Origin of the sequence: Streptomyces sp. Ncost-T10-10d, assembly GCF_900091955.1 — a bacterium.
In the GTDB taxonomy this organism is placed as follows: Bacteria; Actinomycetota; Actinomycetes; order Streptomycetales; family Streptomycetaceae; genus Streptomyces.
Genome location: NZ_FMDF01000081.1, coordinates 1 through 22,247, shown reverse-complemented (window position 1 = coordinate 22,247; position 22,247 = coordinate 1). Strand labels below are relative to the sequence as shown.

Annotated in this window: 19 protein-coding genes and 3 pseudogenes; 11 read left to right on the top strand and 11 right to left on the bottom strand. The window is 68.9% G+C overall.

All coding sequences use genetic code 11. The annotated features are described in order from the left end of the window. Nucleotides 1-87: 87 nt before the first annotated feature. Nucleotides 88-1,092 (bottom strand): helix-turn-helix transcriptional regulator, encoded by a 1,005-nt coding sequence (locus GA0115254_RS12325; RefSeq protein ID WP_093895346.1) that lies wholly within the window; start codon nucleotides 1,090-1,092, stop codon nucleotides 88-90. Nucleotides 1,093-1,249: 157 nt separating this feature from the next. Here GA0115254_RS12325 and GA0115254_RS12320 point away from each other — a divergent pair, with 157 nt between their 5' ends. The 3 genes and pseudogenes from GA0115254_RS12320 (at nucleotide 1,250) to GA0115254_RS12310 (ending at nucleotide 3,919) form a co-directional block, all read left to right on the top strand. Next, on the top strand, nucleotides 1,250-1,672 hold the full coding sequence (locus tag GA0115254_RS12320) for a VOC family protein (protein WP_093895315.1): 423 nt from the start codon (nucleotides 1,250-1,252) through the stop codon (nucleotides 1,670-1,672). A gap of 114 nt (nucleotides 1,673-1,786) precedes the next feature. Beyond that, on the top strand, nucleotides 1,787-2,818 hold the full coding sequence (locus tag GA0115254_RS12315) for an aldo/keto reductase (protein ID WP_093895314.1): 1,032 nt from the start codon (nucleotides 1,787-1,789) through the stop codon (nucleotides 2,816-2,818). A gap of 7 nt (nucleotides 2,819-2,825) precedes the next feature. After that, nucleotides 2,826-3,919, top strand: a pseudogene (locus GA0115254_RS12310) (winged helix DNA-binding domain-containing protein). A 307-nt stretch (nucleotides 3,920-4,226) separates the two neighbouring features. Here GA0115254_RS12310 and GA0115254_RS43050 read toward each other — a convergent pair. The 5 genes and pseudogenes from GA0115254_RS43050 to GA0115254_RS12295 form a co-directional block, all read right to left on the bottom strand. Then, the gene (locus GA0115254_RS43050; RefSeq protein WP_256102530.1) at nucleotides 4,227-4,406 is read right to left on the bottom strand and encodes a nuclear transport factor 2 family protein; all 180 of its coding nucleotides are present in this window, start codon (nucleotides 4,404-4,406) and stop codon (nucleotides 4,227-4,229) included. Further along, a pseudogene (locus GA0115254_RS43045) lies at nucleotides 4,364-4,585 on the bottom strand (IS701 family transposase); the annotation flags it as partial. The pseudogene GA0115254_RS43045 and the gene GA0115254_RS43050, both read right to left, overlap by 43 nt. A gap of 139 nt (nucleotides 4,586-4,724) precedes the next feature. After that, nucleotides 4,725-5,039, bottom strand: a complete 315-nt coding sequence (locus tag GA0115254_RS47500) for a CGNR zinc finger domain-containing protein (protein ID WP_370740859.1) — start codon at nucleotides 5,037-5,039, stop codon at nucleotides 4,725-4,727. Nucleotides 5,040-5,176: 137 nt separating this feature from the next. Beyond that, complete coding sequence (locus tag GA0115254_RS44365; RefSeq protein ID WP_176740084.1) at nucleotides 5,177-5,332, bottom strand: hypothetical protein; 156 nt, start codon at nucleotides 5,330-5,332, stop codon at nucleotides 5,177-5,179. 52 nt (nucleotides 5,333-5,384) lie between these two features. Next, nucleotides 5,385-6,844 (bottom strand): annotated as a pseudogene (locus GA0115254_RS12295) (catalase). A gap of 469 nt (nucleotides 6,845-7,313) precedes the next feature. Here GA0115254_RS12295 and GA0115254_RS45925 point away from each other — a divergent pair. Together GA0115254_RS45925 and GA0115254_RS45920 are read left to right on the top strand one after the other, a co-directional pair. Next, on the top strand, nucleotides 7,314-8,819 hold the full coding sequence (locus GA0115254_RS45925) for an AAA family ATPase (protein ID WP_256102525.1): 1,506 nt from the start codon (nucleotides 7,314-7,316) through the stop codon (nucleotides 8,817-8,819). Next, on the top strand, nucleotides 8,725-9,891 hold the full coding sequence (locus GA0115254_RS45920) for a helix-turn-helix transcriptional regulator (protein WP_256102524.1): 1,167 nt from the start codon (nucleotides 8,725-8,727) through the stop codon (nucleotides 9,889-9,891). Before GA0115254_RS45925 ends, GA0115254_RS45920 begins: the two co-directional genes overlap by 95 nt. A 107-nt stretch (nucleotides 9,892-9,998) precedes the next feature. On the opposite strand, the gene GA0115254_RS45915 is transcribed toward GA0115254_RS45920, so the two are convergent. Continuing rightward, nucleotides 9,999-10,262, bottom strand: coding sequence for a response regulator transcription factor (locus GA0115254_RS45915; RefSeq protein WP_256102523.1), 264 nt, complete (start codon nucleotides 10,260-10,262; stop codon nucleotides 9,999-10,001). 479 nt (nucleotides 10,263-10,741) lie between these two features. Here GA0115254_RS45915 and GA0115254_RS45910 point away from each other — a divergent pair, with 479 nt between their 5' ends. Together GA0115254_RS45910 and GA0115254_RS12275 are read left to right on the top strand one after the other, a co-directional pair. Then, the gene (locus tag GA0115254_RS45910) at nucleotides 10,742-11,299 is read left to right on the top strand and encodes a HAMP domain-containing protein (protein WP_256102522.1); all 558 of its coding nucleotides are present in this window, start codon (nucleotides 10,742-10,744) and stop codon (nucleotides 11,297-11,299) included. After that, on the top strand, nucleotides 11,296-11,766 hold the full coding sequence (locus GA0115254_RS12275; protein WP_176740083.1) for an SsgA family sporulation/cell division regulator: 471 nt from the start codon (nucleotides 11,296-11,298) through the stop codon (nucleotides 11,764-11,766). The genes GA0115254_RS45910 and GA0115254_RS12275 overlap by 4 nt, the downstream gene beginning before the upstream one ends. A gap of 865 nt (nucleotides 11,767-12,631) precedes the next feature. Here GA0115254_RS12275 and GA0115254_RS12265 read toward each other — a convergent pair. Beyond that, nucleotides 12,632-13,081 carry an acyl-CoA thioesterase gene (locus GA0115254_RS12265; protein ID WP_176740082.1) on the bottom strand — a complete coding sequence of 150 codons (450 nt, stop codon included), beginning with the start codon at nucleotides 13,079-13,081 and terminating at the stop codon, nucleotides 12,632-12,634. Between the two features lie 351 nt (nucleotides 13,082-13,432). On the opposite strand from GA0115254_RS12265, the gene GA0115254_RS12260 reads away from it, so the two are divergent. Both GA0115254_RS12260 and GA0115254_RS12255 read left to right on the top strand, forming a co-directional pair. After that, nucleotides 13,433-14,398 carry an RNA polymerase sigma factor gene (locus tag GA0115254_RS12260; protein ID WP_093895310.1) on the top strand — a complete coding sequence of 322 codons (966 nt, stop codon included), beginning with the start codon at nucleotides 13,433-13,435 and terminating at the stop codon, nucleotides 14,396-14,398. Nucleotides 14,399-14,513: 115 nt separating this feature from the next. Further along, complete coding sequence (locus GA0115254_RS12255; RefSeq protein WP_093895309.1) at nucleotides 14,514-15,443, top strand: alpha/beta fold hydrolase; 930 nt, start codon at nucleotides 14,514-14,516, stop codon at nucleotides 15,441-15,443. Nucleotides 15,444-16,026: 583 nt separating this feature from the next. Here the strand turns inward: GA0115254_RS12255 and GA0115254_RS12250 are convergent. The 3 genes from GA0115254_RS12250 to GA0115254_RS12240 form a co-directional block, all read right to left on the bottom strand. Beyond that, nucleotides 16,027-16,410: a DUF6009 family protein gene (locus GA0115254_RS12250; protein ID WP_093895308.1), complete on the bottom strand. Its 384-nt coding sequence runs from the start codon at nucleotides 16,408-16,410 to the stop codon at nucleotides 16,027-16,029. 202 nt (nucleotides 16,411-16,612) lie between these two features. After that, complete coding sequence (locus GA0115254_RS12245) at nucleotides 16,613-18,166, bottom strand: DNA primase family protein (RefSeq protein ID WP_093895307.1); 1,554 nt, start codon at nucleotides 18,164-18,166, stop codon at nucleotides 16,613-16,615. Beyond that, nucleotides 18,163-19,215 carry a bifunctional DNA primase/polymerase gene (locus GA0115254_RS12240; protein WP_093895306.1) on the bottom strand — a complete coding sequence of 351 codons (1,053 nt, stop codon included), beginning with the start codon at nucleotides 19,213-19,215 and terminating at the stop codon, nucleotides 18,163-18,165. Before GA0115254_RS12240 ends, GA0115254_RS12245 begins: the two co-directional genes overlap by 4 nt. Before the next feature lie 1,451 nt (nucleotides 19,216-20,666). Here GA0115254_RS12240 and GA0115254_RS12235 point away from each other — a divergent pair. Both GA0115254_RS12235 and GA0115254_RS12230 read left to right on the top strand, forming a co-directional pair. Next, a complete protein-coding gene (locus GA0115254_RS12235; RefSeq protein ID WP_107451320.1) occupies nucleotides 20,667-21,026 on the top strand; it encodes a site-specific integrase in 360 nt (119 codons plus the stop codon). Between the two features lie 858 nt (nucleotides 21,027-21,884). Beyond that, nucleotides 21,885-22,136 carry a hypothetical protein gene (locus tag GA0115254_RS12230; RefSeq protein WP_093895304.1) on the top strand — a complete coding sequence of 84 codons (252 nt, stop codon included), beginning with the start codon at nucleotides 21,885-21,887 and terminating at the stop codon, nucleotides 22,134-22,136. The last annotated feature ends 111 nt before the right edge of the window (nucleotides 22,137-22,247 follow it).

The window sequence follows — 22,247 nt, the reverse complement described above, 5'->3', positions numbered from 1 at the left end:
CCTTCCCTGCTCTCGGATTGCGCGTAACTGATCGTTGGGTCGGCGGCGGAGGTTGGGAGGGGTTGAGTGGCGTGGTGAGTTCCGTTCTCACCGCGCCGGGACGGTCTCTGGTCTTGTGGTGCGGGCTGCGTGGGCGTAGCGGGCGGCGAGGTCCCCGAATGCGGTGGCCAGTTGGGGCGGGCCGATGACCTCGATATCGGTGTCGAAGCGACCGATGGCGGCGGCGAGTCCGGTCCATGACCAGGAGCCGAGGATGAGTCGGCAGTGGTGGGGGCCGAGTTCCACGACGATTCCGTCCTGGGCGAAGGGCGCGACATCGGCGGCCGGGAGGTGGAGGATGACTTCGCCTCGGCAGGGCCAGACGGTGGTGGTGCCGTCGTTGCCGCGGAATCGGCTGGTGATGAAGGTGGAGACGTTGCCGTCGGGGAGGTCGCGCGGGGCGAAGTGAGGGCCGGTGGGTGTGCGGGGGCGGATGCGGTCGGCGCGGAAGGTACGCCAGTCCTCGCGGTGGAGGTCCCAGGCCACCAGGTACCAGCGATGACGCCAGGTGACCAGGTGGTGGGGTTGTACGCGGCGGACGTCATCGGCCGAGGTGCTTGGGCCCGGGGCGTAGTCGAAGCGCAGTTCCTCGCGGGCGTGGATGGCGCGGCTCAGGTCCATCAGGACCTGAGCGTCGACCTGGGGGGTGTCGCCGGCCGCCGCGGGCGGTTGGACGGCGGTGATGTGCAACAGGTCGATGCGGTGGCGCAGGCGGGGCGGCATGACCTGGCGGAGGGTGGCCAGCGCGCGGGAAGCGTCTTCGGCGACGGTGGTGCCGACTGCCGCGGTCCGCAGCGCGACGGCCAGGGCGACGGCCTGCTCGTCGTCGAACAGCATGGGCGGCAGGTGAGTGCCCGCCTCCAGGCGGTAGCCGCCGGCCGGTCCTTTGACGGTCGTGATCGGGTAGTCGAGTTCGCGCAGGCGGTCAATGTCACGGCGCACGGTGCGCGAGGTGATGCCGAGACGCCCGGCGAGATCATCGCCGGACCAGTCACGGGTCGTCGTTTGAAGGAGCGAGAGCAGCGCGAGCAGTCGAGCGGACGTTTTATGCATGACACCCATAGTTCCTGGAGTACCGGACACACCCTGTCCTCTACCTCTGCCATCGTGGCATACGAGCCGTTCGGGAGGCATGCCCCCTGGTCACGGCCGCCGCTCGGCATCGGCGGCCGACGGCGCACATGTGTCATATCGAGGCAAGGAGCAGGTCATGTCTGTCACGACCACCACTCACCTGAACTTCCGGGGCACCGCGCGTGAGGCGCTGGACTTCTACCAGTCCGTCTTCGGCGGACGTACTGTCGCGGTCACCTACAAGGACGCGGGCGCCGTGCGGAACGAGAGCGAGGCGGACTGGGTGATGTGGGGCGAGGTGGTCGGCGGCAACGGCTTCCACGTCATGGCCTACGACGTGCCCTCGCAGCTGCCCTGGAACCAGGGCGAGAACTCGTTCTTCGTCTCCGTGCGTGGAGACGACGCCGAGGAGATCAGCGCCCTGTGGGGCAGGCTCGCCGAGGGCTCGACCATCGTGAGTCCGCTGGAGCCCGCGCAGTGGGCGCCGCTGTACGGCATGCTCACCGACCGCTTCGGCGTCACCTGGGTCCTGGACGTCACCGCTCCGTACAACGGCTGAACCAGCTGACCTGGACCTGACCATGCCTACGCCGTCCGGGCCGCCGCAGCCACACGGGCGGCCCGGACGGCGCGGGCACCGAACACGTACAGCAGCGGAAGGAAACGGGCCACTGTGAGGATGCGGAAGCTGGGACAGACCGGCATCGAAGTCAGTGCCTACTGCCTGGGCACCATGGTGTTCGGCAAGATGGGCAATCCGAATCACGACGACTGCGTGCGCATGATCCACCGGGCGCTGGAAGAGGGCGTCAATTTCGTCGACACCGCCGACGTCTATGGCTACAGCGAGACCGAGGAGATCGTCGGAAAGGCCCTCAAGGGACACCGCGACGAGGTCGTGCTGGCGACCAAGTTCAACGGACCGATGGGCGAGGGCCCCAACCGCGGCGGCAGCTCTCGGCGCTGGGTCGTCCAAGCGGTCGAGGGCTCGCTGAAGCGGCTGCGGACCGACTACATCGACCTCTATCAGATCCACCACCCCGACCCGTACACGGACATCGAGGAGACCCTCTCCGCGCTCACCGACCTCGTGCGGGCCGGGAAGATCCGGGCGATCGGCTCCTCCAACCTGCCGGCCTCGGAGATCGTCGAAGCCCAGTGGGTGTCCCAGCGGCGTGGACTGCACCGCCTGCGCACCGAGCAGCCCACCTACTCCCTCCTCAACCGCGGCATCGAGCGGGAGATCCTGCCCGTCTGCCACCGCTACGGCTTGGGCGTTCTGGTGTGGAGCCCGCTGGCCATGGGCCTACTCACTGGCCGCTACCGCAAGAACGCGCCGCGGCCGGACAACGCCCGCATGGGCTGGGTCCCCCGGCACCTCACCGACGAGCGCAAGCTCGACGCGGTCGAGCAGCTGCTCACCCTCGCCGAAGAAGCCGGTCACTCCCTCACGCACCTGGCCATGGCCTTCGCCACCAGCCATCCCGACGTCACCTCCGCCATCATCGGCCCGCGCACCATGGACCAGCTGGGCGACCTGCTCGTCGGCGCCACGCTCACCCTCGGCGACGACATTCTCGACAAGATCGACGCGATCGTCCCGCCCGGCACCGACATCGGCCCGCTGGACGTCTCCTACACACCTCCCTCCCTCACCCACACGGACCTGCGCCGACGCCCGTCCCACGAGCGAGCCGCCGCGTGAGAATGCCATGACTGTCCTTGACGCTCGTGCCCTCAATCGCGCCACCCTCGCCCGCCAGCACCTGCTCAAGCGCAGCGACAGATCCGTATCGGAGGCAGTGGCTCATCTGTGCGGCCTGCAGGCGCAGGATCCTCAGGAACCCTTCACTGGGCTGTGGTCCCGCCTGTCCGACTTCAAACCCAAGCAACTGGACGATGCGCTGACCGGTCGCGCGGTGGTGCGCACCCACCTGATGCGGCGCACCGTCCATCTCGTCACCGCCGACGATGCGCTCGCATGGCGAGCCCGCCACGACACAATGCTGCGCCAGCGAGTACTGGGAACCTACCGGCGCGAACTGACCGGCATCGACGTGGACGAGGTCGCCGCCGCCGGCCGCGCGGTCATGGCCGACCAGCGGCCCCGCACCATGACCGAGCTCGTACAAGCTCTCGAAGACCGCTGGCCCGGCCCACCACGCCGTGTCCTGGGCGAGCTGCTCATCGCAGCCCTCATCCCCATGGCCCAACTCCCGCCCCGCGGTCTGTGGCACCAGACCGCCGGCGTACGCAACCTGCCGTTGAGTACCTGGCTGGAACGGGACATCGCCCCCGTGCCAGCCGATGGCAGTGATCCCGTCGGACAGCAACTGCTGCACCGCTACCTCGCCGCGTACGGGCCCGCCGCCAGTGCGGACGTACGTGCCTGGTGTGGCCTCGCCGGCCTTCCCGCCGCCATCAAAGCCGCCCGAGAAGAACTCGTCGTCTTCCGTGACGAACGCGGCCGCGAACTGCTCGACCTGCCCGACGCACCCCGCCCCACCCCGACACCCCGGCCCCCGTCCGGTTCCTTCCGGCCTTCGACAACGCCATCCTCGGCTACCACGACCGTAGCCGCATCATCGACGCCCCCCACCTCGGTCTGTCCGTAGCAGGCCACCGCACCGTCCTTGTTGACGGACGCGTCACCGCCACCTGGACCGTGCGCGACCACCAACTCCACATCAGCTCCCTGCGCCCCCTCACCGCCCTGGAACAGGAAGCCGTTCACACCGAAGCCCAGGACCTGACCGCCTTCCTGGACAACTACATCGAGCACATCCAACTCGACACCGAAAACTGACGATCACGCATTCCAGGTCCCGATGTGACGGAACTATTCCCAAAATGTGCCAGCGCCGCCCGCGTGGACCGGGACGAGTACGTGGTGTCCGTGTCGGACGCTCACCTTCCGCGGAGAGCGCCTCCGATTAGACGGCCTGACCGTGTTGTACCGGGTGGTCGACGCGTTGCGCCATCGAACAGGCCCACACCGACTTCGCCGCGCTCACCGGCAACGAAGTTCCTGCACCCCGCTCAGAAACCAAGGCCGGCACCAACAGTGACCTCGCCCCAAGCCTCACCGATAGCCACACGCCACCTGGCCGTAGCTATTCGAGAACAGGGCCGTGGACGTTGATACGGCGCTCGGCGAAGCGCCAGGTGTCGTCCCGCCGTACGAAACGGTCCTGGTACCGGCCGGCCGCGATCGGCTGGAGCGGCAGCCCGTCCGCCTCCTGAAAGATCGTCAGGTAGGAGCGCCCCGTGGCCGTGTCCGTCTGCTCGTCGATCTCGGCGAGGCCGAGGTGGATGAGCTGGGAGGATCCGTTTCTGCTTTCCCGGTGTCGAGCTGGCTGGCCCGCAGGACGGTGAGGCAGGCGTGGGCGGCCATGGCCAGGGTGATGTGGTGGTGCCAGCCGGGGTAGCGGCGGACCTGGTAGTCGTGCAGGCCGCGCTCCTGCTTCGCGGTCGCCGCCTGCGGGGTCGTCCGCACCGGGATCACGGGTCGTCCGGACCAGCCGCATTGGCGCTGGCCCCGCACGAGGTGTGCTTCCGCTCCCCGGCTGACGTACGTGTCGGGCCCGGGGGCGTGCGGTTGGCCGGTGCGGTCAGGTCTGGGTGGCGTGCTGGCGTACCTGGTAGGCGGCGGCCGTGACCTGGTTGCCGCTGGTCCGCATCGCGCACCATTCCCGGCGGTGGCCCCGCGAGCGGTCGAGGCAGACGTGCGTGCACTCCGGACGAGCGCACTCCCGCAGCAGCGCGGCCTCGTCAAGCGGCGCGGCATTACGCCGCGCCCGCAGCGTGCCACGGATGCAGTCACCCGCCGACGCCACGGCCGCGCACGAGCCGCCGAAGGCCGGGCCGGTCACCGTGTCCGTGACGCGGCAGAAGTGGTACGCCCGGGCGCCCCCACGGGCCTTCACGCTCCGGAGGTGATCGGGATTCCCGGTCCCTTCGGTCCCTGTCTGCGACGCACCGCTCAGGCGGTCCCGTACGACCACGGCGGCTGCGGCCCTGCCTCCCCCGAGGCTGTGCCGTGCGCGGAACGCAGGGCGGTGGGTCAGTCGTCGGGCCGTTCGCGGTCGTCCAGCAGTCCACCGAGGAAGGCGTCCCAGCCCAGGGCCTCCGCCTCCGCCTCCGCCTCCGCCTCCGCCGACACGATCCCGTACGTGGCGTCCAGCCACTCCCCGGCCTCCGCGACAGGCAGCTCGAACACCGCACTGCTCCAGGCCTTGGACGTCTGGCGTGTTCCGCATCGGCGGCCGGGGTCAGAGGTCCCCGGCGGCCAGGGCCTCGATCGCCTTGCGGACGCCTTCGCCGTAGGCCGGATCGGCCTGGGTGCAGTTGGCGATGTGCCGTTCAACGGTGCGCTGGGACGCGCCGTTGATCGCGCGCGCCGTGTTCTCGAAGAGAGCTCGCTGTTGCTCGGGGCTCATCAGGCGGAACAGGTTACCGGGCTGCTCGAAGTAGTTGTCGTCGTCCGCACGGTAGTCGAACCGGTCGGCGACCGCCCCTACGGCCTGGCCCGGCTCACGGTAGGCGGACTGCTCCTGCCAGCGTCCGTAGGAATTGGGCTCGATGCCCGGGGTGGGGCCCCGTGATTGCCGTCGACGCGCATGCCGCCGTCGCGGTGGTAGGAGTTCACCGGGTTCCTCGGGGCGTTGACGGGGATCTGGTGGTGGTTCACGCCGAGGCGGTAGCGCTGGGCGTCGCCGTAGGAGAAGAGCCGGCCCTGCAGCATCCGGTCGGGGGAGAAGCCGATGCCCGGCACCACGTTCGCCGGGGTGAAGGCAACCTGCTCGACGTCCGCGAAGTAGTTGTCGGGGTTGCGGCTGAGCTCCCACTCACCGACCTCGATCAGCGGGTAGTCCTTCTTCGACCAGATCTTGGTGAGGTCGAAGGGGTGGAAACGGTAGCTCTCCGCTTCGGCCTCCGGCATGACCTGGATGAACAGCTTCCACTTCGGGAAGTCGCCGTTCTCGATCGCGTCGAACAGGTCACGCTGGTGCGACTCGCGGTCCCTGCCGATGAGGGCCTGGGCCTCGGTGAGGTTCTTGATGCCCTGCTGGGTCCGGTGGTGGAACTTGACCCAGAACCGCTCGCCCTCGGCGTTGACCAGGCTGTAGGTGTGCGAGCCGAACCCGTGCATGTGCCGGTACGAGGCGGGGATGCCTCGGTCGGACATCACGATGGTGACCTGATGCAGGGATTCGGGGAGGTTTGTCCAGAAGTCCCAGTTGTTCTCGGGGTCGCGGAGGTTGGTACGCGGATCGCGCTTCACCGCGTGGTTGAGATCGGGGAACTTCAGCGGGTCGCGGAAGAAGAACACGGGGGTGTTGTTCCCGACCAGGTCCCAGTTGCCCTCGTCCGTGTAGAACTTCAGGGCGAAACCTCGGATGTCCCGCTCGGCGTCGGCCGCGCCACGCTCACCCGCGACCGTAGAGAACCGGGCGAACATCGCCGTCCTCTTGCCGACCTCGGAGAAGATCTTCGCGCTCGTGTACCGCGTGATGTCGTGGGTCACCGTGAAGGTCCCGAACGCGCCCGAGCCCTTGGCGTGCATCCGGCGCTCCGGAATCACCTCGCGGTCGAAGTGGGCGAGCTTCTCCAGAAACCACACGTCCTGGAGGAGCATCGGGCCGCGCGGACCGGCCGTCAGGGAGTTCTGGTTGTCGGGAACCGGTGCGCCGACAGCTGTGGTCAACGGCTTCTGGTTGTTCTCGGACAAAGCTCGCTCCTCGCTGAGTGGTTCCTCACATGTGTCAACGCATGGTATCTCTGGCCGGTCGAGTGCTCACACAGCCTGTGCCGCCCTCGGGCATTCTCTCCTTTCTGCTTCATGTTCACACATGTGTGTCCGTGTTACACCGGATCAGATGATACGTATCCCACTGGAGCAGCGATCCGTGTCATCGAGCGCGTGTCTGGCCGGTGCGGCGCTCACCCGCGGCCAGAGCCGTCCTGCACCATGGCTGCCGGCAGAGCAGAGAACAGCTGAGGTGGAGGGCCGGCCGCGCACAGGTGACGAGGCATCCGGTCGGCCCGCCCGTGAACGCGGCACGCGGGATCGGGCGCGGGGCAAGCTGCATGGGAACTGCCTGTTCTCGCGGTCATGCGTCAGGTGGGATGGGAGTCAGGCTCGAGGGCGCCCCCTTGATCCGCATGACAACGCTCAACCGCCCGGAACGGGGGCACCCATGAACACGCAGACCCAGAGCGCCTTCTTCTCTGCCGAAGAGGCCGTCCGTCACCCGCCGTCGATCGGCGCCATCGTTCCGTACGGGCCGGTGAACGATTCGAGGCTGGTCGGACGTGATGTCGAGCTGGAGGCGCTGCGGGCGTTCGTGCGCGACGCGCTGACCGACGGGGCGACCCTGGTCGTTCGCGGCGCCGCGGGATCAGGAAAGTCGGAGATCCTCGAAGCCGGTGCCGGGCCGGCAGCCGCCGCCGGCGCGCGGATACTCCGGTGCACCGGCATACGCGGCGGCCGTCCGCCCGAGCTCTCCGGCCTGCTTCAGCTCCTCTGGCCGGTCCTGGAGGATGCGCGTCGGCTCCTGACCGGCCGGCAGTTCCACGCCTTGGAGACGCTGCTGGTCGATGGCGCCCCGGCTCCGCAGGACCGGGGCCGGATGCCGTTCGCCGTTCTCGGCGCTCTTGAGGTGGTCAGCGCCGACCAGCCCCTGCTGATCGTCGTCGACAACTGGGACGCGCTGGACGAACCCAGTAGGGACGTTCTCGCCTTTGTCGCCCGAAGAACCGCAGGCCAACCACTGGGCCTGCTGATGACCGTACGCCCACAGCACGGCCGCCCGGCGTCCCTGGAGGGCCTTCCCGAGCTGCTGCTCCATCCGCTGCCCCCGGCCCAGTCCGCCGCCCTGCTGGCGAAGACGCGTCCGGGCAACGATCCTCAGACCGAGCGTGAGCTGCTGGCGACCGCGGTCGGCAATCCCCTCGCCCTCCTCGAACTCCCCATCCAGGCCGACCACTCCGCTCCCTACCTGCCCGCCTCGTCCGACCGGCTGGCCGCCGCCCTGGCCCCCCTGACCGCACAGCTCCCTGCCGGGACCCGGGATCTGCTGCTGGTGGCGGCGCTCCACCCGACGGCGGACATCCCGGCCCTTCTGTCAGCCGCCTCCCGGCTCGGGGGCGCCGCCGTGGATCTCGCGGCCGTGGAACCCGCGGAACGCCAGGGCATCGTGATGTTCGACGGAATGCGACTGCATTTCAGCCACCCGGCCACCGCCGGTGCCGTGGTCCACGGCACCGGTCCACGGCGCTGCCGCTCCGCCCACGCAGCCCTGGCCGCCGAACTGAAACAGGGATCCGTCCGGCACATGTGGCACCTTTCCCAGGCGGTGGAGGGGCCCGACCCGGAACTCGCCGCCCGCCTCGAAGACGTGCACGGCCACGCACTGCGGCAGAACGAGCCGGCCACCGCCGTCCGTCTGCTGCGGCGCGCCGCCGACCTGTGCAGCGGGCCCGAGGACCAGGGCCGCTGCCTCCTGCGGGCAGCTCAACTGGCCTACGAGGCCGGCTGGGAGCGCATGGCGCGGGCCCTGGCCCACCATGCTGCCGGACAGGGCGGACGATCCACGGCTGCTGCACGCCATGGCCACCGCGATGCCGCTGCGGCGCCCCTCAGCCGTCATCGAGCGCCTGCCCGACGCCCTGGAGCGCGACGCCCTGCCCGTACGAGACCTTGAGCGCCTGGGGGAAGCGGCCCTGCTGGCCGGTGCGCCCCTGCAGGCGCTGGATCTGCACCGGCAGGCGGAGCGTCGCTGCCGCTTCCACGACCTGGACGACCGCATGCCCGGCGTACTTCTCCGGCAGGGACTGGCACACCTGGTGACCGGCGAATGGAAGCAGGCCGAACTGGCCTTCCGGCGCTGCGGTGAGAGCACCGAGGAGCGCGGCCACGACCACCACACGACCGCGGCGGGGCTCCTCGAACAACTCACCCGAGGTCTGCGCACCGGCACCGTGGTGTCGTGGGACGATCCGCGGGCGCTCGACGTCGCGCGGCGGTCCGTGGCCTCGATGGACGACATCGTCGCCGTGAGCACCGGGTGGGCTCAGGTGGAGAGCGGCGACTTCGCAGCCGGCTACGCGACCCTCGCCCGCCTGCTCGCCGCCCCCGCACGCTGCACCGCTGCTCTGTTCGCCCTGGTCCCCTTCGCAGAAGCGGCCGATGCCGTGAACGCGGCGGATGAGGCGCGTGCGAGGCTGCGGCAGCTGGAGCGGGAGCTGGGGCCCGAGCATGCCCCGATCGTCTCGGTCGGACTCGCTGTGGCACAGGCCGTCCTGGCGGGCGATCAGCACGGCGAGCCGCTGTACGAGCGGGCCTTCGCCATGGATCTGTCCCACCACCACTTCCTGGAGGCGTCCCTGCGCCTGGCTCACGGGCGGTGGCTGCGACGGCGGCGCGAGTTCTCCGACTCCCGCGTCACTTTGCGCCAGGCGGCGGCCGCCTTCGCCATGATGGGCGCAAAGGCCCGTGTCACGCGGATCACCGAGGAGCTACGGGCCTCCGGGGAGAGTGCGGGGACCGTCACCTCGGGTGCGCCCCGGCCGGCGGCGGCCGGGGGACTGCTCAGTGCGCAGGAGCTGCGCATCGCCACCCTCGCCGGTCGGGGGCTCTCGAACCGTCAGATCGGTGCGGAGTTCGGCCTGTCACCGCGGACGATCGGGTCCTACCTGTATCGGGTCTTTCCCCGGCTGGGCGTGACGACGCGGGCTCAGTTGGCCACGGTCCTGCGGAACGAGCCGGTCGGCTGAGGCGTACGACGGGCTGGGCGGGCCACTCGGTGCTGTGGCTCGCGCGGGCTCCTGCGCACACGCCCCCACCTCCGCACGCGCCGGCCCGGCAACCGCAGGGCTGTGTGTCAGCGCGGGGCCAGCTTCTCGGCGAGCTGCGCGCGCGAAGTGACGTCGAGCTTGGGGAAGATCTGGTAGAGGTGCGAGGCCACGGTGCGGGGCGACAGGTGAAGGCGTTCCGCGATGGCCCGGTTCGTCAGGCCCTGGGCCGCGAGGCGGGCGATGGTGAGTTGCTGCGGGGACAGGACCTGGGCCGCGGTGTCCCCGGAGTCGGTGGCGTCCGCCAGGCCGGCCGCCCTCAGTTCCGCCGCCGCCAGCTCCGCGCGGGGCATGGCCCCGAGGGACCGGAAGACGGACTCGGCCGTGGTGAGGGGTGCGCGTGACTCGAGAACACGGCGCCGGCGCCTGAGCCATACACCATGGCTGAACTGCGTCATGGCGTACAGCAGGGGCCACTGTTCGGACCCGTCGCCGAGTGCCGCGCGGTAGCGGCTCTCCGCCTCCTCGTCCGGGGCCAGGACCGCGCCGGCGTAGTCCAGGATCCGTTCGAGCAGGGGCGACCGCCCGGTCCGGGTCCGCTGATCGATCTGCTCGACGACCGCCCTGGCGTCGTCCGCCTCTCCTGCGGGCAGCGCCGCCTCGACGAGGAAGGCCAGTCCCCAGAACTGCTCGAACGAGTACGGTGTCAGCAGTTCGGTGAACGACGCACGCAGTTGGGTGTAGGCCTCGGCGTACCGTCCCGTGCCGGAGGCCGTCAGAACCCGGGTGAGGGTGGCCAGGCTCAGGTGCTGGCCCTGGCCGAGGCGCAGGGATGCCTCCTCGATCTCCGCAGCGCATTGCAGGGCTCTGTCGTGCCGTCCCTGCAGGGCCGCGAGGACGCCTTGGGCTCCGATGGCCCGGCCTGCGAAGCTGCGGGCAGCTCGCGGAGCGCACGGACGCCGCAGGGACCAACAGCCATCAGGCGGTCCTCGCCGCCGCTCTCGGGCTCGCTGCGTCGACCGCGATCGTGGCCGTCTTCACGGTGCTCCAGCACCGTGCGGTGGTACGACCGGTGCGCGGGGCGGCAGCTGCGGCACAGGAACTGGCGGGCGGTGACCTGAGTGTGCGGGTCGCGCCCAGCAGGGTGGCCGAGATAGCGGCACTTAATGCCGACGCCCGGCGGCGGCACACGGGCGCGGGCTCCGCGCGAAGGCACCCGGAATCCCGGGTACCACAAGGCGGACAACCATCCATATATCGACGTCCCGTCACGAAGATCACCGTCGACCCGGCGATGCGGGACGGTCAACTTACCTATGTACGCCGCTCCCCCGGCAGCCAAAGTAGATCAGGCCAGCCTCCGCCCCAGGGAAGGATCCACCCGTCATGAGCGGCAACCAACCAGGTGTCCAGGTCTCGCGAACGGCGCCGCACGGCGATCTCGAACTGGTCCTGGACATCGAACGCGTGCTTGACGTCTCCGCCCGTCAGGCGATCAGGGCGGCATTCCGGTTCGTCCCGGAATTTCCTTTGATCGTGTCCGCGGAGTTCCTCATAGAAGGCGGCCCGCGCGTCCTGTGGCGTATCGGACGGGACCTCCTCCAGCAGGGGCTGTACTCGATGAGCGGCCTCGGCGACGTTCAGATGTGGCCGTCGAACCTGGAGGAGCGTGCGACCGCTCGGCTCCAGCTGACCTCCGGTGACATGGCGGCTCTGTTCGAGTTGCCCGTGGCACCGCTGGCGGAGTGGCTGGAGTACACCTATGAGTTCGTTCCCGCGGGTCATGAGCTCGCCGGGGTCGACTGGGACGTCGCCACCGCAGACCTCCTCCCCGCTCGCGAAGCGCAGTCCGACTGATCGCGCGTCACGTCCCGCCTCCCTCCGGCGGCAGATCACGCCCGGCCGGCGCCGCGGCCCCGTGTCGAAGGAGGGCGGTACGGACACGGGGTCCCCGAAGCGGCGTGCGTCGACACATGTGTCACTGTCTTCCGCACACATCCTGCCACAGTCAAGGTGTGTTGTCCGCATGTGGAGAGCACCTTCCTAGAAGGTCGGCCGCCGGTCGGCGTGCTGACTCCTTCGGTACCGGCATCGGGCCACGCGACGGCGGTCACCACGGTGGCCTCGGCGACGACGGCCGGCCGCCCGTGGTCCAGCGTTCCCGGCAGGTCCGTCGACCGGTGGCATTGCGGATTACGGAAGTTCGCGCTGTCCGTGAGCATGAGGGCGAGGATCCCCCGGTTCCAGAACGGCGCGTGATCGCTGCGCCCCAGGTGGCCGACGGGCGGTACGGCAAGTCCGATGAGTCGGCCGAGCAGCCCGTCGGGCCGCGGGTCCCGCAGCAGGAGACCGGCGAAGGCCGGGGACGCCGCCGCGGCAGCCCGTTGCCACACCTCGGCAGCGCCGGCCGGGCGCGCGTCGCCGTCGGCTCGTTCGTCATCCGGCGCTCCGATCTCGTCGGGTCAGGGACGTCGTTGCTGTCGCGCAATGTTTCCGAACTTCTCGCTCCATCGGTGAACCCCCGGCGGGGGCCGCCCCGTTGCCTGAGAGAGGGACTCCTGCGGTCAGGATGATCAATGGCTGGTCTGGCCGCAGGAACGGGCGGTCGTCCTCACACTCTTCCCCGATGAGAGGGCGGCCGTTCCCCTCACCCCGGGCGACGGCCCCGGCCCGGTCCCTCGGACCCGCCGGGGAGCGGCGGATCGTGACCGGGGTCGTGGGATCAGCGCTTCGACGACGTGAGGACCTCGCAGTCGGCCGCCCTCGCCGCCTCCAGGGCCGTCAACAGACCGACCGGCGGTGCGGCGATCCTGCGGGCACGGACGTCGATCCACGCGCCGAGCGTGCGCACGACGGCGGCTTCCTCCCCGCTCTCCCGCGAGAAGCTGTGCTCGAACCGCCATCGTGCCCCGTCCGTGCTCAGGCCGACGATGCGGGAGGCCACAGTGACCGTTTCGAGGGGCAGGACCTCGCGCAGGTAGCGGACCTCCTCACCGAGCGACACGGCGGCGACCCCGGCCTTCAGCAGGTCCTGAGGCGTCCACCCCGAATCGACCAGGAAGGCGAGCCGGGCCGTGGCGGCGTACTCCAGGTACCTGGTGTTGCGCAGATGGCCGTTCAGGTCCATGTCGTCCCAACGGACTTCGAAGGACTTCGTCGGTTCCTTGGACATCCCTGAAGACCAGCCTTTCCGCGTCATGCCACCGACCGGTGCGCAGCCTCTACTCACACGAGCCGGAGAGCGGAGATGGTTCAGCCCAGCGTATGTGCTCCAGGATCACATCCGGGATTCACACATGTTCCACCAGTTATGGCAGCCCCTGCAATGCCTGGTCCTTCCGGCAGGCCAACCACTGGTACCGAGGCTCGCGACCGCCGGCTCCCGATGGAGCCCGGGAGCTGCCCGTGATATCCCTTGGGACGGCGGACCTGCGGCCCGTCAAACCCCCGTGCAGACCGACACCTGTTACTCGTCGAGAGTTAGGCTCGGGAAGGACAGGTGTCGCGACTGGAGGGACAAGGTATGAGCGGGGTGCCGGTGACCACCGGGCCGGGGGAGGACGCGGCACTGACCCGGGCCGCGCAGGCGGGCGACGTATCGGCCCTGGCCCTGCTCCTGGAGCGGCACCGGCCCGGGATGCGAGCCGTGGCGCTCAGCCTGCTGGGACCGGGGCCGGACGTGGACGACGTCATGCAGGAAGCGGCGCTGGTGGCGCTGCGGCGGATCGTGGACGTCCGTGATCCGCAGGCCGTGGGGCCGTGGCTGCGCATGGTGGTGCGCAACAACTGCCGGACCCTGCTGCGCGCCTCCCGGCGCGTCGAGCCCGTGGAGGAGGTGCCGGTGCCCCCGGACGGCATCACACCCGAGCAGGTGCTGCAGAGCCACGCGCTGCGGGACTGGATCTGGGAGGCCGTCGAGACGCTGTCACCTGCCCTGCGGCTGCCGGTCGTCCTGCGGTACTTCTCCACCGGAATCACCTCGTACCGGCAGATCGCCGAAGCCTGTGCCGTGCCCGTCGGCACGGTGCGCAGCCGGCTCAGCCAGGCCCGCACCGCGCTGGCCCAGGCTGTGACAGCCACGGCGGCCACAGCACACGAGGATGTGATGCGCCGTACGGAGGCCAGCTGGCACGAGGCACGGGAAACACTCGCGGCCGCCGAGCGCGGCGAGTTCGGCAAGGTGGTCAAGGACCGCTACTCCTCCGATGTCTCGCTGCTGACCGGCGGTGAACGGCTCGGCGGTGCCGGAGTCCTGCTGGCGGGCATGGACTGCGACCTCTCAGCGGGCGTTCGCCAGCGGCCCGTGCACATCGTGGCGGGCCGGTCCCTGGTCGTGTGGGAGATGGAACTGATCAGCCCGGCCGACAATCCGGAACACTGTCCGCCGGGGGTCGCCTGGATCATGACGCTGGACGGCGGTCGCATCGACCGGGTCTCCCTCTTCCACGCCGCCCGCCCGCGGATGGAGCCCGCACCTCCCGCGGCCTGAGCCAGCGCTCCTCCCCCAGTAGCTGTGCGCCAGATCACATCACGGCGACCGAACTTGTCGGCCTCCACAGCGTCGTGCCGGTGTCATGGAAAACCAGCACGTCACGGAGGACTCTATGGTCTCGTCACCCGCGCACCACCACGCCACGGCGCCCGACACCGCGCCCCTCTCCCCCGGCACCCACACGTACCGTCTGGGCGGCCTGGTACAGCGCTACCACGTCCACGGCACCGGTCCGGTGTGCGTGGCCCACTCCGGCGGTCCCGGAATCTTCTGGGAGTACATGCGCATGCCCGCCCTCGAAGAACACCTCACCATGGTCTACGTCGAGCCCATAGGCACCACGACGGACAGCCGCCTGCCCTCGCACCCGCACGGATACACGCGGGAGCGCTACAGCAGCTTCCTGCAGATTCTGATCAACCGGCTCGGGGTGCCGAAGGTGCACCTGCTGGGACACTCGCACGGTGCGTTCGTGGCCGCCTATCACGCCCTGTACCGCCCTGAGCAGCTGGCAGGAGTCGTTCTGTACGAGGGCGCCCCTGTCACCGGCCCTGAGCACGGCGCGGAGGCGGCTCGGATGGTGGAGGCGTTCGCCGCGAAACATGCCGACCACCCCGGGCTGCCCGGTGTGATGGCCGCGTTCGGTGCGATGGGCAGCATGTCCACCGACGAACAGACCACGGCGGTCGCCCGGGGCGTGCTGCCGTCGTACTTCGCCGACTACTGGGCGGACGAGGAGCGGCTGGCCCCGTTCCGGGACGCCGTGCGCGCGACGTACATCTCGGGCCTGGACGAGGATCTCGCCCCCGACGCCATCGACGACCGCGCCGCGCTCAAGGAGCTGGCGGTACCGGCGCTGGTCGTCGTGGGCCGGCACGACGTGATCTGCGGAATGCGCTGGGGTCTCGAACTCGACGAGCTGATCCCGCAGTCTCGGCTGCTGGTGCTGGAGGACAGCGGCCACATGGGACATGTGGAGGAACCCGAGCTGTTCGCGGCCTCGGTCCACGGCTTCGTCCTGGAGACCGCAAGCGCGGGCTGACCGAAGAAGCCTCCATCGCCTCGATCGGCCAGGTCTGCCGCCTGCTGCGACTGTCCTCCATCCGGCAGCAGTTCCCAGACCTGGCCGACTGCGCTGCCCCCGACCAGATGTACTACCCGGTGTTCCTGGCCGAGTGGCTGATGGCCGGGGCGACGACCGGGTCCGCTGCACACCCGCCACGAAACTCGTCGACGAGCTGGTCGCGTGTGGAGCTCTGGAAGATCCTCGACCCGGGTTGCGGTGACCCAGTCCTTGAGGTGGTGGCCAGAGCGTGTTGTGAGGATCTCGGCGAAGGTGCGGACACGCCTATGGAGGGCGGTCAGTTCTGGGCACTGGGCGAGGACGGCTGCGACAACGGTTCGAGTGCAGGTCTTCCACCTCCACTCGAACCAACAGCGCAGAAACCGCCAAGAACTGACACAGCCTCGTGCAGGACGGCACGGTGGTTCGCCACGTTCGCCTGCCCGGGCAGGCGAACCTGAACTCCGCGCGGGCTTCGCTCGTCGTAGTAGCGGAGACTTGTCGAAAACACTTGCGCCGCGAGCGGGTCAGCGGCTGGCGGGCACCTTCTCGTGGGCCCGCTTCAGGGAGCCGACGCCGCGACGGCCACTGAGCCGCACTGGGACCTGGGGGTCTTCGCCCCCGGCTTCTTCGGCGCGATCGTGCGCGGATCGACCGCCTCCCCCGGGGCACCCTCGCGGTACAGGCCGTCGGGCAGGCTGTCACGGTCATGGGGCAGCAGGAAGAACACCCGGCGCTTGTACAGGCCGCTGTCGGGGTCCGGGAAGGCGTCCTCGTCCAGCAGGGCGTACCCCACCATGCGTCCGTCCCGTGCGTACGGCGGCTTGGTGTTGCGTCGCCTTGTCTTGTCCAGCGCCTGACGGACGTAGTCAAGCTGTTCGAGGTTCTCCAGCCACACCACCTCGGCCTCGTGGATGAGGTCGCTCTCGGTCAACAGCGAACTCATGGCTGCAGCCTCTCCTTCGTCGGCGTACTCCCCGGCCATGGGACATGGCGGGGCATCTGTCCGTGTCGCTCCGGTCCGCTCCTCACCAGGTGGCAGACCGCTCTGCGAGGGCCACCGCTCCCGGGGGCCTCCACACCATCGTAGAGCGCACCACGACCGTGGTGTAGGCCGCGTGGTGGAGAGGGCAGAGGTGCGACAGCCGTCATGGGCGCTCCAGCAGTGCGATGCTCGGGTAGTACTTTCGGCCGTTCGACTTGATCATGTCGGTCGGCGAGGCCACCCCCACCTCTTGGCGGACGCGGTTGGCGAACGCCCGAGGAGTCGCGGGCCGGATCCCCTCCCCCGCGTTGCACCAGGAGCTGTACTCCGAGTAGAGCAGCCCCTGTTCCACCCGAAGGTCTTTCCCGACGTCGCCGTCGCGCGTACAGCATTCGGCCATGAACCGCCCGATGTGATCCTCGGTGGTGGCGTAGGCCGTAGTGGCGATCCGGACCCTGTCCGGGCCCTCCAGCGGGTCCCGGGTACGCAGATAGCGCTGCGCCCCCTGGATGAGCCATTGCAGGATCCCCGGGCCCTCGTCTCTGACCAGCTCGAAGGCGAGATTGTCGATCCTGCGGTGCGCCGGAACCGTGCGGGTGAACGGCAGCAGGCGGATACGTCGCCAGAACGCGAAGCCGCCCGTGGACACCTCTGGGCGGTGGTTGCCCAGAAGCCACAGATGATGGGTCGGGGTGAACGAGAAGTAGTCCTGTCGCATGCGACGGGCCTTGATCTTGTCGCCACCCGTCAGGAGCCGGACGCGCGCCTCGTCGAACTTGTCGTTCGGTTTCAGCTCGCTGCACACGATCAGGCGGCGCCCGTGCAGTTCGGTCAGCTCCGTGGAGTGCTCCGAGAAGGCGCCACGGTCCATCAGAAATCCCGGCGGGGCGGCGTCCGCGTAGTCACCGAGAATCTGAATCATGATGTCGAGCAGTACGGACTTGCCGTTCTTGCCCTCTCCGTGCAGGAAGGGCAGCACCTGGGCGCCCACGTCGCCCGTGATCGAGTAGCCGAGCATCAGATGCAGGAAGTCGATCATCTCCTGGCCCTCGTCGTCCTCACCGAAGGTGTCGGCGAGGAAGCGGTGCCAGCGAGGGGTCTCCATGCTCTGGGGGGCAACGCTGGTGGCCCGGGAGTGGAAGTCACGTGTGGGATCGGGCTTGCGCAGGTGACCGCTGTGAAGGTCGACCACACCAACGGGAGTGCACAGCGCGTAGGGATCTCCGTCCAGTGTGTCGGGATCCACCGAAATATCCGGCGATGCCTTCGCCTGGGTCAGGAGCGCTTTCAGTCCGGTCGTGGACAAGGTTCGTCGCTTGTGCTGCGCGAGCTCGCGGTCACCGAACACTCCTCGTGGGTCGGTGGAGGCCATGTCCTCGGCCATCTCCCCCGCAGCCCACAGGGCGGCCTTCTCCCCGCCCCCGCGCTTCCACCGATAGCCGTCCCAGGCGAACCAGCCAAGGCCCTCCACATGACGGAACTGATCGCTGTGCATCTGCACAAACAGACGTGCGTTTCCGCGGTCGGAGAGGGAAGGAGGCAGCAAGGGAGCGGCAGGGAAAGGGGAACCACCCGGGGGAAACGGTGGCGGAGCGCTCACGGGGCCCTGGGCCGGCAGACGGGCGGGACCGGCGGCCAGGTCCGCCGACTCCAGGTCGAGCATCTGCTGAGCTGCAGCCTGCGGATCAAAACGCGGTGAGCTCTCGGCGCTGCTCATGGACGTCCTTTGAGGTGGAGAGGGCGGACGGACCCTACGGCAAGGGCGTCGTCGACGATCTTTTCATTCCGGGACTGTTGCCAAGGGCGGGCGTAGTGGGCGACACGTACAAGTCGGTCGCGTATGGCTGCCTGATCGAGGTGCCCTGCGGCGACCAGCCCTCCGGCCGTATAAGCGGCCCGATTGAGTTTCTCGGAGAAGCCCGTCCCCTCCGGAGCCGCGGCGCACTCCGCGACCAGCGCGATGAGTGGATCTATCAGCCGGTCAGCGGAGGCGGCGCGGCGTCCGCCTCGGTGGGCGGGGGCCGGCACGGCGGGGGCCACGGGCTCCACGAGGCTCTTGTGCTCGATCACGTGCTGTGTACGACGAAGCTCACGCTGCAGCCACTCGGGCAACACCGCGGGTCGGCGGGCCGAGCCCTCCGGGCGGTAGACACCCTTCGGGGTGCGGGTCCCCGGAGCGACGATGTAGCCGCCCTCGGCACGGATGTCCACCTGCCAAGCAAGGGCTGTGTGTCGTGCGGATCCTGTCGAACACCTATACCTGACAGAGGGGGTGGGATTCCGGTACCAGACGTGCAGGCCGCCCGAAGGGGTACGGACCCGCAACGTGTGCTCGTCCTGGGCCGGGGATGTTTCCCCCCGGTAGGCCGCCAGCAGAGCCAACGTGTCGAAACCCGAGACCAAGCCGTCGAGCTGTACTTGTTCCGGGATCGGGATTCCAGGGAGCAACTGTCCTCGGTCGGGGACCTGCACCTGGTGAGCGTCGATGTCGACGACGACGAGCCCTGCGGGGCCGCAGGCGACTCCCACGCCTGAGGAGGGACTGTCACCCCACCAACGCTCGATCAAGCCGGGATCGGTCGAGGCCGCGTGAAAACCGTGACAAGGGCGTCCTGCGGGGAGACAGGGGCACGAGGCAGGTTCGTGCCTGTGCCCCGCGCAGACAGAGCAGTTCCGAACAGGTGTCTTGCGCCCCGGGGCAAGAGGGTGGACAGGCCAGCCCTGAGCCGCACACCACCGTGCGACAGCTCGTGACGACCCGGGCACGGCACCGGTTCCACCGTCGTGGCTGTCACGTTCGCGCGGCACGGGAATCGTCCTTGTCTCTGCTGTCTGCCCGATCACTTCACACACCTGACGTGGGAAGCCGTCCCTGCCAGGGACCGAAGGGACCCTGATGCGAGAAAGTGTAAGGCTCGCCTTCCGAAAAAAAGGTGTCCCCCGTCTCCCGTGTGCCGGTTCTATCAGTTTGGTGGGTCCCTTGGGTCCCTCAGGCGGGGTCCCAACCCTAGGGGCTGAAGAGGCTGAGAAGCACGGCGAACTTCGCCTGCAGGGGCGATGAGGGTCGTTCCCCGGAGCAGCACAGTGACCAAAAGGGTCCAGAGACTGAGGCTGAGTGACTGGGAACCTGGACCGTCCCTGACATCAGAAAGAGCATCAGTGCAGGTCAGAGCGATTTACCCAGTTCAGGAAGGGACTGTAGGGACTTAACTCCGCAATTATGAGCTGTACTTGTATATGTTCGTGCATGCGTACGCGCGTATGAATACATCTCTATGTCTACGTCATAATTGCAGCTTTCGGTCCCTCCAGTCCCTCTCGGGGGCGCTGAGAAGGCTCTGACCTGCACAAATACCAGGGACGGAAGCTCAGGGACCAAAAATCGCAGTCCCTCCCGCCTTGCGTTTGGACCCTGTTGGACCCTCTGGCCCTCCCCCGCTCCCAGGAACCGGAGAAGGTTGGCAACAGCTCTGTGCCTTTGGCCCGGCAGGGGCCCCCCAACTCTGGTCCCTGCCCGCCGTTCAACTGATCTGTTACAGATCTTTTCTTCTGCTTGGATGATTTCTTCTGCTTGAGTGAAGTGAAGTGAGGTGTGCCGGTTCAGCCATATGTTGCTGCCGGAGAAACGTGGGCCTTTGACAACTTTTTACTGAAACGGACTCTCGTTCCCCCGGTACTTGGTCCAGCCTGGGCTCGGTAGGCCAGCCGTTTCTGTTGCTGAGGTTCGGGTTCTTGTTGGTCGACGATGGCCAGCTGTACGGGGCTGGAGCGAGCCCTGCGTCCCCAGCGAGGTTCTCGTCCTTGCCATCGATCGTCGGCAAGGACGAACACCACGCCTCTCCCCCCGGCCGGGAGCCCCCTTCGACGGGGCTGCCCAACACCGAATCCAAGCCATGCTCCGGGCAGATCGGACGTGCCGCGCAAGCAACAGCACAGTGCCAAGAGGATCTTCGACCGGCGCCCCCCGCCCCGAGGCGGGCCGCGGACCGGTGAACGTGTTCATCCCGCAGTCCCACCGGCCGGGGTGGACTGCGGCGACGTGACGATCCGTCTGGCCGGCCAGCACGTCAAGGTTCACCTGTTCGCGATGCGCCTGTCTTACTCGGGGCAAGGCCGTGCACCGACCCGTTGACCGCACGATAGGTGTGTCCTCCGCCTTCGCGATCGGGTAAGCGAGGAGTCTCCGTCCGGAGCAATGGCACGTGGACGGAGATGCGATGGCTCAGGTTGCTTGCCCTCCGGGGAACAGCCCTGCCGGACTGGTGGTGGCGCGGGTCGGGAGGGTGGTCGAGACGCGAGATGCCTCCCTGCCTTGGCAGGTGCTGGACGGCACAGGGCTGCCGATCGCGCCGGTGAGCGAGTTCCTGCGCGAGCTCGTGGCCCGTGGAAACACGGCGGCTTCCTGTCGCTCCTACGCCTATGACCTGCTGCGCTGGTTCCGGTTCCTGGCAGCGGTGGAGGTGCCGTGGAACCGGAACCAGCGCACGAAAGTGCGGGACTTCGTGCTGTGGCTGCATGTCAGCCACAACCCGGCCCGTGACCGCCCCCGTGAAGGGGCTCCGGCTCCGGGTCGGTGAACCCGCGCACTGGCAAGCCGTACCTGCGCGACGGGTACGCCCCGGCGACGATCAACCACGCGCTCTCGGTGATCTCCGCCTTCTATGACCATCAGGTGCAGGCCGGACACGGGCCGGTCGTCTCGCCGGTGCCCCCGCAGAGCCGCCACGGCCGTCGGATCGAGGCTCATCCCCCCGCTGGAGCCGTTCCGGCTACACCGTCGCGGCGCCTACCGGCAAAAGCAGGGCGATCCTGAACCTCGGACCGTTTCGGACAGTGTGATCGAGGACCTGTTTGCGGCGCTCGGCTGCAACCGGGATCGCGCACTGTTCTCGATGTTCCCGTCCAGTGGGGCGAGGGCCGCGGAGATGCTGGGGATGACGATCGATGACGTGCCGCCCCCTGGTGAGGGCCGCATCTACGTGCAGTCCAAGGGGCTGGGCAGGGTGCAGCAAGCTTGCCCGGCGTCACCGGAGGCGCTCTCCTGGCTGGCCCTCTACCTGGGCGAGTTTGGCCCAGGAAGGGCATCGGCCCGAGCCGCACGAGCCGGTGTGGTGGACCCGGCGCGGACCGTTGCGCCCGCTGACCCACTCCCGCGCCCAAGCCGCCACCGCGGCCGCTCACGAGCTGGACCTACGACCCGAACGGCCTCGCCGACGTACTCGGAAATGCATGATGGCCGCTCGCCACGGACGTACCGCCCGCCCGCTGGCCGGCGTCCGCGACCCGCGGTCCTGATTGGCCCCCGACTGCCGGAGCGGCCCGCAGGGCAGCCGATTCCCGGGTGAGAGCGCGCTTCCCCGGCCACGCTGATCGAGGTCGCTCGGGCTCTGCTGGTGGAGCCGACCGCTCAGCAGCGTCCCCGGCAGGACCGAGCGATGGCCCGAGTCCTGGACTGGCTCAGCCAGTTCCCTGGCGACAGCTGGCAGGAACACTGGCTGCTGGGCGGCTCCGACACAGCCGGGAAGCAGTGGGGTCCGCCGGGGCTGACCCAGTCCCAACGATGCCGGCTCACCGCCGGGCTCAGCACGCTGATCGTGCGCCGCGCGGTCCGGCGGTCCTACGCGTGGCTGTGCGGCAGCCGTCTGCTCGGGGGTCTACGACGCCTACCGGCGGCACAACCGGGCTGAGGTGTTTCGCCCGGCTGTGACGGCATGCCGAGAGGCGGGGCGGCTGCGACGAGCACGGCGCTGAGGCCCTCAACCTGCTCACGCCATTGGCATCGTCACTGGAAAGGGCGA

Coding starts and splice junctions, on each gene's coding strand:
- GA0115254_RS12325 (WP_093895346.1), bottom strand. CDS start 1,092: ATGCATAAAACGTCCGCTCGACTGCTCGCGCTGCTCTCGCTCCTTCAA.
- GA0115254_RS12320 (WP_093895315.1), top strand. CDS start 1,250: ATGTCTGTCACGACCACCACTCACCTGAACTTCCGGGGCACCGCGCGT.
- GA0115254_RS45925 (WP_256102525.1), top strand. CDS start 7,314: ATGAACACGCAGACCCAGAGCGCCTTCTTCTCTGCCGAAGAGGCCGTC.
- GA0115254_RS45920 (WP_256102524.1), top strand. CDS start 8,725: ATGGCCACCGCGATGCCGCTGCGGCGCCCCTCAGCCGTCATCGAGCGC.
- GA0115254_RS45915 (WP_256102523.1), bottom strand. CDS start 10,262: ATGCCCCGCGCGGAGCTGGCGGCGGCGGAACTGAGGGCGGCCGGCCTG.
- GA0115254_RS45910 (WP_256102522.1), top strand. CDS start 10,742: ATGCCTCCTCGATCTCCGCAGCGCATTGCAGGGCTCTGTCGTGCCGTC.
- GA0115254_RS12275 (WP_176740083.1), top strand. CDS start 11,296: ATGAGCGGCAACCAACCAGGTGTCCAGGTCTCGCGAACGGCGCCGCAC.
- GA0115254_RS12265 (WP_176740082.1), bottom strand. CDS start 13,081: ATGTCCAAGGAACCGACGAAGTCCTTCGAAGTCCGTTGGGACGACATG.
- GA0115254_RS12260 (WP_093895310.1), top strand. CDS start 13,433: ATGAGCGGGGTGCCGGTGACCACCGGGCCGGGGGAGGACGCGGCACTG.
- GA0115254_RS12255 (WP_093895309.1), top strand. CDS start 14,514: ATGGTCTCGTCACCCGCGCACCACCACGCCACGGCGCCCGACACCGCG.
- GA0115254_RS12250 (WP_093895308.1), bottom strand. CDS start 16,410: ATGAGTTCGCTGTTGACCGAGAGCGACCTCATCCACGAGGCCGAGGTG.
- GA0115254_RS12245 (WP_093895307.1), bottom strand. CDS start 18,166: ATGAGCAGCGCCGAGAGCTCACCGCGTTTTGATCCGCAGGCTGCAGCT.
- GA0115254_RS12235 (WP_107451320.1), top strand. CDS start 20,667: ATGGCTCAGGTTGCTTGCCCTCCGGGGAACAGCCCTGCCGGACTGGTG.
- GA0115254_RS12230 (WP_093895304.1), top strand. CDS start 21,885: ATGGCCCGAGTCCTGGACTGGCTCAGCCAGTTCCCTGGCGACAGCTGG.